Here is a 14662-nt window from a genome sequence, read left to right as displayed (position 1 = left end):
AAAATAGATACTAATGAAAAAGTATATAAATACACTGGCCCCACTCTTAGTTTTAGTAGTGCTGGCCGGATGTAAAGTTTCTAAAGATGTAGCCATACCGAAAGCTGCAATTCCTGAGAATTTTAGGAATGCCAGTAGTAGCGATACCACTAGTATTGGCAATGTGTCTGTAAAGAATTTCTTTACAGAAGAGGGAGTACAACGATTGATAGACACTGCATTATTAAGGAATTACGATATGCAGATCGCTTTGAAAAATATTGAATCGGCAGAGGTGCTGTTTAAACAATCAAAGCTTGGCAATATCCCGGAATTAACGTTACAGGTTACTGCTAATGCTAATCGTCCATCTAATAATAGTTTGAATGGATTAAGTGCCGGTCAGTTTTTGAAAACCAAGGTTATTCAAGATTATAATGCAAACGTGGGTTTGGCATGGGAAGCCGATATCTGGGGTAAAATAAAAGGCCAGAAACAAGCTGCCCTTGCAACATATCTTCAAACATCAGAAGCAAGGAAAGCTATCCAAACTAGGGTAGTGGCTAACGTTGCTCAAGGTTATTACAGGTTACTAATGATGGATGCTCAGATGGCTGTGGCTAAAAAGAATCTTTTGTTAAACGATAGTACATTGCGCATTATACATATGCAGTTTGATGCCGGACAGGTAACTTCTTTGGCTATACAACAAGCAGAAGCTCAGCAACTGGTAGCTGCACAATTGATTCCGGAACTGGAACAAAATATCACCATTCAGGAAAATGCATTGCGCATTTTGACTGGTCAGTTGCCTGGTGCTGTTGAGCGTTTGGCAAGTTTAGAAAAGACAAATATTCCTTCGCAACTCTCATCAGGTGTACCTTCTTCAATGGTTAGCAGAAGACCTGACGTAAAAAGTGCCGAATTGTCTTTAAACATTGCTAATGCAAAGGTTGGGATTGCTAAAGCAAGCATGTATCCATCTTTAAGCATCACTGCAAGTGGAGGTTTGAACTCGTTTAAAGCTAGTAACTGGTTTAATATTCCTGCATCATTATTTGGTGTAGTTGGAGGTGGACTTACTCAACCTATATTTCAACGCAGACAATTGAAAAGCCAGTACGAACTTGCTAAAATAGATCGCGAAAAAGTAGTGCTTGAATTTAGACAATCTGTACTTAATGCTGTAGGTGAAGTGTCTGATGAATTGGTTAAACTAGAAAAACTAAAACTTCAGTATGATATTTCTTCTAAAAGAGTAACTACTTTACAAGAGGCAGTAAAAAATGCGAATCTATTGTTTAGAAATGGAATGGCTACCTATTTAGAGGTAATTACTGCTCAAAGTAACTCGTTGCAAAGTGAACTTGAATTGGCAGCGATAAAAACTGCGCAATTGAATGCTTCGGTTGAGCTGTATCGTTCGCTTGGTGGAGGAATATAAGACTATCGTAATTATATAACACCCGTCATCTCGACAACAGGAGAGGTCTCTTGAACTAGCAGGAACAAGAGGTCTCTCGGTACTCGGGATGACGGGTGTTTTAATTTAAAGCTATGATGTTATTCCCTTAAATATTCAATGCAGAATCCTGATAGCTGGTTGAATCTTTCTGATTAAAATTATTGGCAAAGGCAGCAGCCATATGCTCATCCAGATATATTGACGTATATCTCTGATCGGTAACATTTATAAATAATACGGTTTTTCCTTCAATAGTATTGATCACCAAATCCGACAGCTCGCTAGGTACTGCAGGGCAACCCTGACTGCGTCCAAGCCTTCCTAAAGCATTGATAGTTCCCTGACTAACATAATCTGCTCCATGTACTACAATAGATCTTCTGCGGGCATTGGAGTTGAAACCTTCATCCATACCATCCAGGCGTAGTGAACGACCATGTTGTCCACGATAGATCTCTGCAGTAAGGTAAAAGCCTATACTACTTTGAAAAGAATCATTAGAGTTTGAAAAGCGGGTGGCTTTATCAGCTCCGCTACGTTGCCCGTGAGCTACCCAGGTATTCAAAATTAGTTTCTTTTTATTAAGGTCAATGATCCAAAGTCTTTTTTCAGTACTGTTTTTATCAAAATCAGCTATTGAAAGGATAGACTTATCCTCCGAAACTTGTCCGGATTTTTTTAGATTATAGAAACCAGTAAGTGCTTTTTCAAACACAGAACGACTTAAACCTGTGTATTCGAGGTTTATTTCATTATAAATAGTGTTTACGTGATTGTCGTATAAACTGTCTTCAGTTATTTTTTCAACAATTACCGGCGTTGATGGTTCCCTATGTGTCCCATTAAAAATTGATAAAGAAAGGCTGAGCGCTAACATCGATACTCCCCCCAAAATGCATTTCGTCATAAACTTTAACTCTCGTGTTATTATTAAATAATGCGCTAATTTGTTAGTGTTTTTTCAAATACAGTCCTTTAGATATTTCAAACATACTAAAAATATATTTGGTTTAACGTATTGAAAATGATTCTATTACCCTTGTGTGACTTAATAATTCAATCAAAATCAATCCTCAAATTCATACATTTGCCAATATTTAGCCCGTATAAAAAGCATAAAATGATCGACTTTGATTTTACTGCAAACCATGTTTTAGAAGATGAAATCGCGCTTCTTAGACCTTTAAAGGAAGGTGATATAGAATGTTTACTCCAATTTGCTCATCAGCCTGATATATGGAGCTTTGCTACACAAAAAGGGGATACTGAAGAAGATCTAAAAAAATATCTGCTATTGGCTATTGAAGGAAGAAAAGCTAAAAAGGAATACCCATTTGTTATTATTGACAAAAGAACAAATGCTTACGCCGGATCATCGAGATTTTATGATATAAAGCTTAATCAGCATAATCTGAATCTGGGCTATACCTGGTACGGGCAACAATTTCATGGGACAGGGTTAAACAAACACTGTAAGTATTTGCTGTTTGATTTTGCTTTTAATAATGGCTTTGAACGGGTAGAATTTGCTGCAGATACGACTAACGTAAGAAGCGTGGCTGCTATGAAGAGTGTTGGGTGTACTGTGGAAGGTATTTTAAGAAGTAGTGTTATCCGTTTAGACGGAAGCAGAAGAGACACGATTGTTTTAAGCATGTTAAAAAAAGAATGGGAACACACATTAAGACAAAAACTTGAAGATAAATTATGATACAAAGCAACCTATTTCAGATAGAAAACGAAACCTCATGGGAGGATTTGGGTAATGGAATTAAAAGACAGGTTTTTGGATATGATGACCGGATTATGCTTGTAAAAGCGAAATTTGAAGTGGGTGCTGTAGGCGATTTGCATGAGCATCATCATACTCAGGTAACTTATGTAGATAGCGGTGCTTTTGAGATGACCATTGGTGAAGAAGTGCGTATCATAAGAAAAGGAGATGGTTATTACGTGCCACCACATGTAATTCATGGTTGTGTTTGTTTGGAGGCAGGAATGCTAATTGATGCGTTTACACCTCATCGGGAAGATTTTCTTTAAAAATATTTTTTGAGGCGCGTGGGGGTAAATGTTACTTCTGTTGTCATACTTTCAAATCACAAATAATTAAAAAATTATTCTAACACAGAAAGTATGAAAACAAACAAGTTCTATTTAATGATTGCAATAATCATGGTAAGCATTGGTTCGGTAAAAGCGCAGCAATCAGGAGTTAATTTTGGGTTGAAAGCAGGTATCAATTATGCAACGCTTCCAACGAGTTTCAAAGAAGTAAAAGAAAAGGAAGGTAAAGCCGGTTATAATATTGGTGTTTTTGCTAGGGTTGGAGATGCTTTGTATTTTCAACCTGAGGTAAATTACACTGCATTTAAAAGTGAGTATACTTACAATTCTAAAGTTTACAGTCCTAAATTTAAACAGGTTAATATTCCTTTGATGGTTGGTTATAAGCTTATCAATACGGAAGCATTGAATTTTAGAATTTCTGCTGGACCGGATTTAAGCTATTCTTTAAACAAAGCTGCAGGGCCAACCGAGTTTGATTATAAGAAGTTTACTGCCGGCGGTGTAGTAAATGCCGGTGTTGATATAGGTAGCTTGACTATTGATGCCAGATATAGCAGAGGGTTGACAAAGATTAATAAAGGTCTTGATGAAAAAACCGGGATATTTAACCTTTCAGTAGGATTTAAGATATTTTAAAAAGGTAGGGTCGTCATTCTGAAATAAATTCAGGATGACGACTCTTCCATTAAAAATTAGTATTAACTATTAACTGACTTCGGGTTGCATCAACAAAATCCATTGGAATAATGCCATACTTTCCATGCGTATTATTTGTAAAGAAGGTATTGATTTTAGGATTTACCGAGTTAGATACGGTAGTTATGCTCGGGATACCAAATATAAGTGCTTTATAACCGCTGCTATAATTCAGATACAACCTATTCGAAGTATCATTATGTGCCTCATTTAAAAGCGTTTCAATGTTCGACCATTTGGTATTTACATCGCTTACATTATAATAATCTTGTATTTTAAGGTTCGCTGCTGAATTGTTAATACTAAAAGTGGTGTTGTCTGCCCAGTTGGTAGCATCGATACCCTTCGTGGTACCAGCTCCAAATCTTCTTAGTAGCTTTATTTTACCACGAACAGCTCCTAAAGTAGGAACACCATCGCCCAAATCCCATTTCGAAGGATTTTGGTTTACATAAGAATCAAAGGTCTGTTCAAAACTTCTGGTATTATTACTAGGATCATATTCTTCTTTTACACTCATAATAATGGTTTCAGTTGGATTACTATTCAGGAAACCGATACACGCATTCAGCACATCATTAAAGTTTAAGTTTTGATAGATTGAACCGTGATGGATAGCAAATGCATCGCCAATGTGTCTGCATCTGATATCTAGATACCTGACTCCGGCCGTTAACTGATCTGCAATGCTTAGATTCTGACATTTAGCCGTGCCGCCAACTGGTTCAGTTCTTGCTCCGGAATCATGTGTTCCGGGGATAGAGAGCTGGGCTACATTGGTTGCATCTGGCAGGGAACCCATCCAATTGCTCATGGTGTAAGTTAATAAGAGTGAAGGGGCTACCGATGTTTCCTGTGTGGCTTTAGATTGTAATCTTTCTTGTTCCTGCTTTTTGCACGAAGTGAACGCAAGGATTCCCGCAACAATTAGGGGAAATTGAAGTTTAAAATTGTTCATACTTAGGGATTAATTTGGTTAATTGATTAATTACAATATAAGAAAAAATCAGATTGAGAAAAAGGCATAAAATTATTTGTTAAATTAAAAGATTTACACGTATTTGTATAAACAATTAGGTATATCAATTTTAACTATATGCGCTCTAAACTTTTGCTTGCGGTAGTGCTCGTAATGAGCTGTATTTCTGTTTTTTCGCAACAGAAGCTAGCGGAAAATATGTATTTCAGAAAGCTGCCGAACGGGCTTGAAATATTAGTAGTTGTAGACAATACTGTTCCCCTTGCTACGATTGAAATGGCATGCAGAAATGGGTCATTTACAGAGTCTGATGATTACAATGGATTAAGCCACCTTTATGAACACCTCTTCTTTAAAGCGAATAAAGATTATCCAAATTTTGAGAGCTTCAATAAGAGAAGTAATGAATTGGAAATTACTTCAAATGCCAACACAAGAGAAGAGGTTGTAAATTATTATTTTACCCTTCCTTCGGCAAATTTAAAACCTGGTTTAAAATTCATGAATTCTGCCATTCGCTATCCTATATTTATTAAGGAAGATATGGCAATGGAAAATGAAATTGTAAATGCTGAGTTTACCAGGCAAGAGTCGAGTCCGCTTTATCCATTGATTGATGCCGACAAGAAACATATGTGGGGAGAGAATTATTCGAGAAAGAACGTGATTGGAAATCATGATGTGATTTTATCGGCCACGCCATCAAAAATGGATTCTATAAAGAATAAGTATTACTGGCCAAACAATTCTGTATTGGTAATTGCAGGCGATGTAAAGGTAGACGAGGCTTTTAACAGTGCTGAAGACATATTTGGAAGCTGGAAAGCATCGCCTTTTGATCCTTTTAAAAAGTGGCCCATTCCGGAATTCAAACCACTTGCTAAAAATGATTATTATATCATAGAATCAACCAAGATGCCTGTTCCATATATGCTTTTTAGTTGGCATGGACCAGACACACGCAATGATATACCAGGTACTTATGCTGCAGATGTATTTTCATTTATTGTAAACCAAAATGGATCAAAGTTGAAGAAAGCTTTAATCAATTCGGGGCTAGCGCAAGAAGCAAGTGTAAATTATTATACTCAGAAATATACAGGTCCTATTAGCTTTATGGTAAGTCCAAATCCTGCGAAAATTAAAGAATGCTACGAGGAGGTGCTAAAACAGATTGCTTTGTGGGATGAAGAGGATTATCTTTCGGAGGTTCAAATAGAACGTGCAAAACGATTACTTTCTATATCTCAGGTTGAACGTAGGGAAGTAACTTCAGATTATGCTCATTTGCTTTCTTTCTGGTGGGCATCGGCTTCGGTTGATTATTATACTCATTATGAAGAAAACCTGAATAAGATAACTAGGGCAGATTTACTTAATTACGTTAGGAAATACATTAAAGGTAAACCCTTTTGTGCCGGAATGATTATCAATAAAAGCAGTGTTGACGCTGTAAAACCTCAAGAATTCTTCAAATAAAATATTTAAACTGATGAAACCATATATATTAGCCTTCATTTTTATTTTATTCCTTTTTTCGGCTAAATCCCAGACCAAGGCTGTGTCGTTTGATGTGAATGGCTTAAAAGTAATTTTAAGGCCCACTCAAAAAGAAACCATAAGCATGAGCATGTATTTTAGAGGAGGGGTGATGAATTACAAACCTGAGCAGGCGGGAATAGAGAACCTTGCTTTGGCTGCTGCTGCATCTTGTGGTACAAAAAATTATAGTGTTGATGATTACAAGGAATTGGCAGATGAATATGGAATAAATATAGGAGGTTCTTCTGAAACTGATTATGGAACGATTAGTATGGACTGTATTTCAAAGTATTTTGAACAAGGTTGGAGGTTGTTCTCAGATGCTGTAGCGAATCCGATTTTTGATAAAACGGAATTCCAGTCTACCAAAGAAAAAATAATTTCTGGTATTTATCAGCTTCATGCATCTCCTGAATCACGGATTGAACAGATGTCTATGCAGGCCATATTTAATGGTAGTCAATACAGTACGGAGCCAAAGGGTAAAGATTTAACTGTTAATGGATTTACAGCCGATAGTGTTTCTAATTATTACCATAATCAGCTTTTAAATAGAAGCAAAATGTTTTTAGTTGTTGCAGGTAAAATAACTAAAGAAGCACTCGAAAAAAAGATCAGGGAGTCGTTTAAAGGGATTGCCGCTAAACCTTATACACCACCTGTATACAACCAAAAAATGATCGAGGGAGAACATTTATTGACAGAACAGCGAGAGTTGGCAACAAATTACATAAGTGGCGTAATGAATGCTCCAGTGATGAGCAGCCCCGATTATGCTCCTTTTATGCTTGCTATAAATGCTTTAAGCGGAAATTTACATTATGAGCTGCGTGTAAAACAAGGCCTGTCTTACGCACCGGGTGCTACTATTAAAATGCAACAGATGCCGTACACATCTATGTATGTGAGTACAACACAACCAAAAAAATCTTTTCAGGCAATGGTAGCAGTTTATAATAGTATTAGAAGTGGTCGCTACAGTCAATCGTTTCTTGATGGAATTAAAAAAGACCATCGTTTACGGTATTACAGGCATCAGGAAAGCTCAAGCTCTATTGTTGACGATCTTGGAGAAGCTGAGGTGCTGGGAGGATATAAGATGGAAGAAGACATGCTGGATAACATCAATAAAGTAACCCTTGAAGATATAGGTAAAGCATTTGCGAAATATGCAAAAGGTGTAATATGGCTATATCTGGGCGACGAACAATTGGGTAAGCAGGCCTTTCAATAGGTTTTAGCTACGGTTTTCCCAAGATACCAACAGATCCAGCTAAAGAATGGTGCAGCTATAACGTCAGCTGTATAATGTACATGCTGAACAAGCAGAAGTCCCCCAACAATTACCGCAGCAATAAAAGATATGAGCTTATCTCTTTTGCTTTGCATGCACAAACCACCTATAATTAAAGTAGCAGTATGGCCTGAAAAGAAAAGGTCTTTGGTGATTACATTTGATCTGTAAAAAAGAATAGAACATGGGTCTGCCAATTCAATGATGCCGGTAGGAGCGTTAAGCGGTACTAATGTAATAGATAAAATGCGGGCAATGCATAAGAATATGAATGTCCATAATGCTGTTAGGCAAATAGAAGTGTTTCTGGACATCCGTACCAGAAACAGGATAATTATTGCATAAAGTATAATAAATATATACAGTGAAACATCAATGGCTGGTATTTTTTTCAATAACCAATCATTTAATACCGTACCTTCTCTTGATTCTATATGGTGAAAAAACTGTGGAATAAACAATAATATTCCGATAAGTATAATTGTTCCTAGTATAAGTTTGAGCCTAAATGGTGGATATTCCCATGCAATTTGCCAGGAGAATTGTCTAGAATGCATTATTTAATCTAAGTTTTGTTTATTTCTAATCGTAAAAAAGTATGTCTCAATTACCCCCTAATATTGTCGTACACTGCCTCTCTAATAGTTAGATTATAGCAGTAAGTTCGTAGTGTTAAACATACTCAGTAAAAGTCAGAATTTATATTCTGATTACACTAAATTAACATTAAAAAATTAAAATGTAAATATCATGGAAATCAAAACAACTAGTGAAAGAATGTATGCTCTTCTTGTATTATTTGATATGCATACCAGTTTTTATTCGAAAGCCATTTTGGGAATCACCACAAGGGACGCACATAACAGATTGAATACTAAAGCTAATCACGTTTCGTGGCTTGCTGGAAGCCTTGTTGAGCAGCGCTATTATTTGGCAAATATGTTGGGTATTTCAGGTAATCAGACTGCCCATAAATTATTTGAAAATCATCAGGGAATAATTGAAAATGCTACCTACCCACCATTAAGTGAGTTTAATGAAGATTGGGATAAGATAAGTCCACTATTAAGAGATGCATTAATAAAAGTTACTGATGAAAAACTTAACGAGGAGATTGATATGGGATTTGAAAAGATGACTGCTTATGAGCTGATCGCATTCATTATTTATCGTGAAGCAAATTGTATTGGTCAGATCGCATTATGGCGTAGGCTATTAGGCTATGAGGCAATTAAATACGACTAAATAAAATATTATAAATTTAGTAAATTCATATTCCAAAATCAAACTATAAACTAAAAACTAAAAACTATGAAAATTGCAGTTATTATTGTCCGTACTTTAATAGGGTTATTACTTTTATTTGCCTCAGTATCCTATTTTTTTAATCTTGTACCACAACCCGAGCTTAAAGGGGATGTTAAAACATTTATGCTGGGCGTAAATGCAACTGGTTACTTAATGAATCTGATTAAGATAACCGAACTTATTTGTGGAATTGCTTTTATCACGGGGCGTTTTGTAACACTGGCTAATGTTGTTATATTTCCGATTGTTATAAATATTGTCTTGTTTCATGGTTCCCTTGATCCTTCGGGGATTGGAGCTGGTTTATTTTTACTAATTGGCGTTTTATTTCTTGCATGGTATCACCGTAAAAATTACGAAAGCTTATTTGTCGCAAAATCATTTTAACCGACATTGCCTAAATGCTTGGATATGGCAATTCTAAATTCATATTTAAACTTTGATGGAGATGCAGAAGAAGCATTTAACTTCTATAAATCGGTATTTGGAGGTGAATTCCTGGTATTAACAAGATTTAAAGAAATCCCGGAATGTGAGATCATGTCGATAGAGGATCAGGAAAAGATTATGCACATTTCGTTGCCAATTGGCAAAGCAAGTATCCTCATGGCTACAGATATTTTAAGCTCTTTAGGACAATCATTAACTCTTGGTAATAATTCGTATATTTCTATTAGTGCTGAAACTGAAGAAGAGGCGATTAGGTTGTTTAACGGCTTATCCGTTGGTGGGGTAATTACTATGCCACTTGAAAAGTCTTTTTGGGGCTCTTTCTTTGGAATGTTTAATGATAAATATGGTATTCAATGGATGATAAATTATGAGTTTAAATAATCAGTTTTTTATGGCTCATCCGGCACTCCAGCCGTATATTGATGGTTACTTATATTTAGATATGAACTTTTCTTGTGATACAGGTGCTCCGTTAAATATTTATCCGGTTACCAGTACACAAATGTCTTTCGTGATTGATGAACAACATTTATTTCATGAGGTGGGGGTTGATAGGATTTATCAGTATCCGCTTTGTTTTTTGGGCTTACTTGACCATAGCCGAAGCTTCGATGTTTACCCAAAAGAACTCATAATGGTGATTTTTAAACCTTATGGAGCTTTTAAACTATTTGGTATTCCGCAGCGTTATTTCTCAAATGAAGCTACGGATGTACAGCTTCTTTTTCCTGAAATTAAAATTTTAACTGAACAATTGAGGGAAGTTGCAAAGATGCCAACCGCAGTTGTTGCCAGATTAGAAAGTTGGCTGCTTAAGCGGTTAATTAATACCGAAAAAATTAATGTAAATAGTGTGGCGTATGCTTGCGACCAAATACAGAAAAGTAGAGGGCTTATTCGCATTGCAGAACTTAGCCGGCAAGTAGGAATGTCTGAAACTAATTTGGGTGTGCAGTTTAGAGAAAAAGTAGGATTTAGTGCGAAAGCTTTTAGCAGGATTGTACGGTTCAATAACATCAACAGTTTTATTACAGAGAATAATGCTGTTAACTGGCAGGAATTGGTCTATAAATTCGATTTTTTTGATCAAAATCATTTCATTAAAGAATTTAAGCGTTTTTACGGTTGCACACCGTCTCAGTGGCACGCTGGTCTTTCGCAGGATCTTTAATTTTAAAGAGCAAAAGCCGGAAAAGTATCCGGCTTTTGATTTTTTTCATAGGAGGTGATTTTGTAATTGACGTTGAGAGACGTGATTGATATTTTTATATTAATTACATTTTAAATCTTATGTGCCGGTAACAAAGTACTAAAGAGGCCGGCACGATTAGCAGATTTGTTTAACCAAATAGCTATTACAAACATAGGCATGTGATATTTTTTTTACAACTGTGTAAATACACAGGTGAATTTTGCAATAAAATATAAGTAAGTATATTTACGGTAACCCACATGTATTATGAAGAAAATCCTTTCTATAGATGGTGGCGGGATAAGAGGAATTATTCCAGGGATGCTTTTAGTAGCGCTCGAGGAAAAATTAAAAAAAGAAAGTAAAAATCCAGATGCCGCTATTGTTGATTATTTTGACTTTTTTGCAGGAACGAGTACCGGAGGTATTTTAACCTGTCTGTTGCTTTGCCCATCGGATGAGCATCCAACCCGACCAAGATTTTCTGCTAAAGAAGCATTGGATCTATATCTGGAGCATGGTAATGAGATTTTTAAAATGAGCTTCTTTAAGCGCTTAAGAGCAAAATTTGGTTTAGCGGGAGAACGCTATAACAGCCAAATCTTTGAGGGGGTTTTGAAGAAGTATTTTGATAAAATAAAACTTAGCCAGCTTATTAAGCCTTGTATAATAAGTGCTTATAATATAGAACTGCGCAAAACACATTTTTTTAGACAGCAGAACGCCATAGTGCGTGGCGATGTAAGGGATTTTTATTTAAAGGATGTTTGTAGGGCAACTTCGGCAGCACCAACGTATTTTAGTGTGGCTGAAATACACTCTTTAGCTAATGTAAGATATCCTTTACTTGATGGAGGGGTGTTTGCTACAAATCCGGCGTTAAGTGGCTTAATAGAAGTTACAAAGGCATTTAATCAAACCAGAATCAATGACATTTATTTACTCTCTTTAGGAACAGGGCGCTCTAAAAGATCATATGACTATGATCATTTTAAAAAGAGTAGCGCAATGGCTATTGTACCCGCTTTAATAGATATTATGATGAGTGGGGTAGCCGAAACAAGCGACTTTTTTTTGCAACAGCTTTTTCATTCAGTAGGGAAAGAAAAGAACTATGTAAGGATAGAACCGGGTAGTTTGGAAAGTATTAAAGAAGGGTTAGATGCTGCGAGTCCGGCAAATATTGAAAAATTAGTGGCTCTTGGAGATAAAACTGTAAGCGAAAATGAGAATTTTTTAAACCAGATTGCTAAATTCCTTGTAGAGGAACAAAAAAAATCTACTTCTAAAATGCCCTGGGATTTTATAAAAGTTGCACGCTAGCCCTTAAATGAAAGGCTATTTAAGGAGTGGTTATTTTACAGGCCTGATAAAAACAGAATACAAATAAAATAAATGCCAAAACTTTTAATACACTAATGGTATAACGTGTTAAAGATGATTTTTTTGTTTTTTTGAGATACATGGTGTTAAATTTTATTTATCACTTTTTAATTCAACTCAAAATTAACTGAGAAATGACCTGATATCAACTGTGAAAATACGCAGTTGTTCAATTTCAAAATATAAAAACGCACTTGTTTGTTAATCAAGTGCGTTTTTGTTATTCAAAGTCAATTTTCTGATCCCTTATTTTGAATGCTCTTGTTTTCTTTTTTTAATCTTGTACTGTTCCAATGAATTTTCTTTTTTTTGGGGGCAGTTAAGTCTTTGTTCTCGAGTTCTTCAATATACCTATCTATAGGAATATCTCTTAAGTGTCCAGGTTTTGCATGAATAGCTGTACCGGTCAAATTAGAACCAATTTCCTTAGGGACCTGTTCCTCATTTCCATTTTGATTATTCATAGCCGTTGGATTTGATGTACAATAGAAACATTTGAAAAAGTGATGTTGTTTTAGAAAAGAGCATCACTTTTTCAAAATGATAAATATAAAAGGGTAGATGTAGGGGGAGGTAATGTAGAACCAAACTTTACCACAAAGCCAGATTGCTCTGGCTTTGTGGATGTTAATTAAACTTTAGGGATTTTTGGTTCTTTATATTATTGGATAATTTTTCCGTCTTTGTCAATTTTCAAAGAACCAGTTTCTGTTTCTTTTTTAACATCAACTTGGTAATATGTAGATTTGTCTGGATTAGTTACAAGAAATGCAGCCGTTGGCGTCCATGCTTTAACCGGTTCAGACTGTAATGTTTTTTGAACTGGCTCAGGAAGGTCTTTTAATTCAACCGGAGCTTTTGTAACGCTATCTTGTTGAACAGCAACTCTAACTGGGTTTTTAATGTCGCTTGCTTTTACTGTAGTTAATCCTGCTAATGCTAAAAATGCTGCTGATAAGATGATCTTTTTCATAATACTTATTTTAAAATTTCAGTTAAAAATTCTTGTTAGTTATGTTTAGACTAGGCTACATAATGGTGCCTAAATCATTTGTTTTTGGCATGTAATTGATTTACAGTTGATTGTGTGTTTTATTGGGTTTTGAAGTTGTAGAGAAACTCCACAGTTTGGTGAGTTCAGAAACAAAAAAGGGTTCTCGCTGGAACATGGTAGGTGGTCTGTTGCCGAACAGTCTGCGCTTTTTTGCGTTAAGAAATTTTATATCTCTAATTCCACTTATCAGGTTCCATATAACCTGATAAGTGGAATTCCCTGATTATGTAATAACATTGGAGCGCAGAGGCAATGTAAACTACATGATCATAGCAAATGCAGCTTAGTTTATTTTTAAACGGTATGGCTATTCTATAATTCAGGTTTTTTATCCACTTCACTAACACTCAGACCTCACCTCAGTTAAACTCCTGTTTAACAGGGACACAGACCTGCAGCAGAGGAGTGAGACACCTGTGAAACACCTGTTGTTAATATACCTGAATCGAACTGTACCTAAGCCGAGACCAAGGAAAAAGCGGGTTTTTAGTGAATTATTACCGCAAAGATTAGTTGCCGTAAATAACAATAAGAGGATAACGTAAAAAAAAAGGAGGGCGATCATTGTGATACACCTTCCTTTTTTAAAGATTAAAAGTAATGATTACTGCATATCTCTTTGTACTTTACGTGCAGTGCCTTTTCCTGGCAGATAAATCTGGAACCCTACTGCAAGACCCAGATTGTGTGCATAAGCACTGCTTCCGAAGCCAACAACACCATTGTATTTAAGTAATGCTTCTAAGCCAATACTAGGTGTTACAAAATAAGTCCAACCGGGACCAAAGCTAAATCCTAAACCATTTGTTGAACCACCAACTGAAGGATTTACGCCTGAAACACCAACAGTAGCTTCACCAAAGAACCTGGAGTTGTTAGCCACTTCATTAGCTCCGGTAGCACCGTAATAGCGTCCAAGAGCGCCAATGCCATAGCTAATATCAGTACCTGCATTTTTAGCTGTTGCAAGACCGAAAGAAACGTCGCCACCAAGTGCTAAACCATCCTGAACAAACCACGCGGCTTTTGGATTTATTTTTAAACTAAATACATTTGGTTTGTCCAATCCGAAAGAAATGTTTGATAGATTGGCACCAATCATTACGTTGCCCTTCTGTATCTGAGCAGTTGCTCCAAATAACACAGTGACACATAAAACAAGAGTTAAAGTTAATTTTTTCATAGCTCGATTTTTTAATTATATAATAAGTTAACAAATCTTGAAGTTTTTTGTTTACGAAATGTAT

The 14662-nt window shown here is 36.0% G+C and carries 17 protein-coding genes; 11 read left to right on the top strand and 6 right to left on the bottom strand.

The genetic code is table 11. The annotated features are described in order from the left end of the window. Positions 1-13 precede the first annotated feature (13 nt). On the top strand, positions 14-1423 hold the full coding sequence (locus tag AC1DDK_RS16620) for a TolC family protein (protein WP_172663045.1): 1410 nt from the start codon (positions 14-16) through the stop codon (positions 1421-1423). Between the two features lie 127 nt (positions 1424-1550). On the opposite strand, the gene AC1DDK_RS16615 is transcribed toward AC1DDK_RS16620, so the two are convergent. After that, on the bottom strand, positions 1551-2351 hold the full coding sequence (locus AC1DDK_RS16615; protein ID WP_337716297.1) for a murein L,D-transpeptidase catalytic domain family protein: 801 nt from the start codon (positions 2349-2351) through the stop codon (positions 1551-1553). Positions 2352-2564: 213 nt separating this feature from the next. On the opposite strand from AC1DDK_RS16615, the gene AC1DDK_RS16610 reads away from it, so the two are divergent. The 3 genes from AC1DDK_RS16610 (at position 2565) to AC1DDK_RS16600 (ending at position 4150) form a co-directional block, all read left to right on the top strand. After that, complete coding sequence (locus tag AC1DDK_RS16610) at positions 2565-3155, top strand: GNAT family N-acetyltransferase (protein ID WP_337716296.1); 591 nt, start codon at positions 2565-2567, stop codon at positions 3153-3155. Further along, positions 3152-3487: a cupin domain-containing protein gene (locus tag AC1DDK_RS16605; protein ID WP_288879390.1), complete on the top strand. Its 336-nt coding sequence runs from the start codon at positions 3152-3154 to the stop codon at positions 3485-3487. The genes AC1DDK_RS16610 and AC1DDK_RS16605 overlap by 4 nt, the downstream gene beginning before the upstream one ends. A gap of 93 nt (positions 3488-3580) precedes the next feature. Continuing rightward, positions 3581-4150: a porin family protein gene (locus AC1DDK_RS16600; RefSeq protein ID WP_172663041.1), complete on the top strand. Its 570-nt coding sequence runs from the start codon at positions 3581-3583 to the stop codon at positions 4148-4150. Positions 4151-4199: 49 nt separating this feature from the next. On the opposite strand, the gene AC1DDK_RS16595 is transcribed toward AC1DDK_RS16600, so the two are convergent. Continuing rightward, on the bottom strand, positions 4200-5168 hold the full coding sequence (locus tag AC1DDK_RS16595) for a phosphatidylinositol-specific phospholipase C (RefSeq protein ID WP_172663040.1): 969 nt from the start codon (positions 5166-5168) through the stop codon (positions 4200-4202). A 138-nt stretch (positions 5169-5306) separates the two neighbouring features. Here AC1DDK_RS16595 and AC1DDK_RS16590 point away from each other — a divergent pair, with 138 nt between their 5' ends. After that, positions 5307-6668, top strand: a complete 1362-nt coding sequence (locus AC1DDK_RS16590; protein ID WP_172663039.1) for a M16 family metallopeptidase — start codon at positions 5307-5309, stop codon at positions 6666-6668. A 13-nt stretch (positions 6669-6681) separates the two neighbouring features. Then, on the top strand, positions 6682-7965 hold the full coding sequence (locus AC1DDK_RS16585; protein ID WP_337716294.1) for a M16 family metallopeptidase: 1284 nt from the start codon (positions 6682-6684) through the stop codon (positions 7963-7965). Here the strand turns inward: AC1DDK_RS16585 and AC1DDK_RS16580 are convergent. Next, positions 7959-8582 carry a phosphatase PAP2-related protein gene (locus tag AC1DDK_RS16580; protein WP_337716292.1) on the bottom strand — a complete coding sequence of 208 codons (624 nt, stop codon included), beginning with the start codon at positions 8580-8582 and terminating at the stop codon, positions 7959-7961. The genes AC1DDK_RS16585 and AC1DDK_RS16580 overlap by 7 nt on opposite strands. 193 nt (positions 8583-8775) lie before the next feature. Between AC1DDK_RS16580 and AC1DDK_RS16575 the strand changes: the two genes are divergently transcribed. The 5 genes from AC1DDK_RS16575 (at position 8776) to AC1DDK_RS16555 (ending at position 12301) form a co-directional block, all read left to right on the top strand. Beyond that, positions 8776-9270, top strand: a complete 495-nt coding sequence (locus AC1DDK_RS16575; RefSeq protein ID WP_172663036.1) for a DinB family protein — start codon at positions 8776-8778, stop codon at positions 9268-9270. A gap of 66 nt (positions 9271-9336) precedes the next feature. Further along, positions 9337-9720 (top strand): DoxX family membrane protein, encoded by a 384-nt coding sequence (locus AC1DDK_RS16570; RefSeq protein WP_172663035.1) that lies wholly within the window; start codon positions 9337-9339, stop codon positions 9718-9720. Between the two features lie 24 nt (positions 9721-9744). Then, positions 9745-10167, top strand: coding sequence for a VOC family protein (locus tag AC1DDK_RS16565; protein WP_172663034.1), 423 nt, complete (start codon positions 9745-9747; stop codon positions 10165-10167). After that, positions 10154-10957, top strand: coding sequence for a helix-turn-helix domain-containing protein (locus AC1DDK_RS16560; protein ID WP_288879387.1), 804 nt, complete (start codon positions 10154-10156; stop codon positions 10955-10957). The genes AC1DDK_RS16565 and AC1DDK_RS16560 overlap by 14 nt, the downstream gene beginning before the upstream one ends. 288 nt (positions 10958-11245) lie before the next feature. Further along, complete coding sequence (locus tag AC1DDK_RS16555) at positions 11246-12301, top strand: patatin-like phospholipase family protein (RefSeq protein WP_172663032.1); 1056 nt, start codon at positions 11246-11248, stop codon at positions 12299-12301. A 290-nt stretch (positions 12302-12591) separates the two neighbouring features. Here the strand turns inward: AC1DDK_RS16555 and AC1DDK_RS16550 are convergent, their stop codons facing one another. The 3 genes from AC1DDK_RS16550 to AC1DDK_RS16540 form a co-directional block, all read right to left on the bottom strand. Further along, a complete protein-coding gene (locus tag AC1DDK_RS16550) occupies positions 12592-12825 on the bottom strand; it encodes a hypothetical protein (protein WP_337716288.1) in 234 nt (77 codons plus the stop codon). A 197-nt stretch (positions 12826-13022) separates the two neighbouring features. Then, positions 13023-13334, bottom strand: a complete 312-nt coding sequence (locus AC1DDK_RS16545) for a hypothetical protein (RefSeq protein ID WP_048905294.1) — start codon at positions 13332-13334, stop codon at positions 13023-13025. Positions 13335-14019: 685 nt separating this feature from the next. Further along, positions 14020-14598, bottom strand: coding sequence for a hypothetical protein (locus AC1DDK_RS16540; protein WP_337716286.1), 579 nt, complete (start codon positions 14596-14598; stop codon positions 14020-14022). Positions 14599-14662: the final 64 nt, after the last annotated feature.

Source organism: Pedobacter sp. 05T44 (assembly GCF_056395985.1).
Note: the sequence above shows the minus strand (reverse complement) of the source record. Positions and strands in the feature narration are given on the sequence as shown.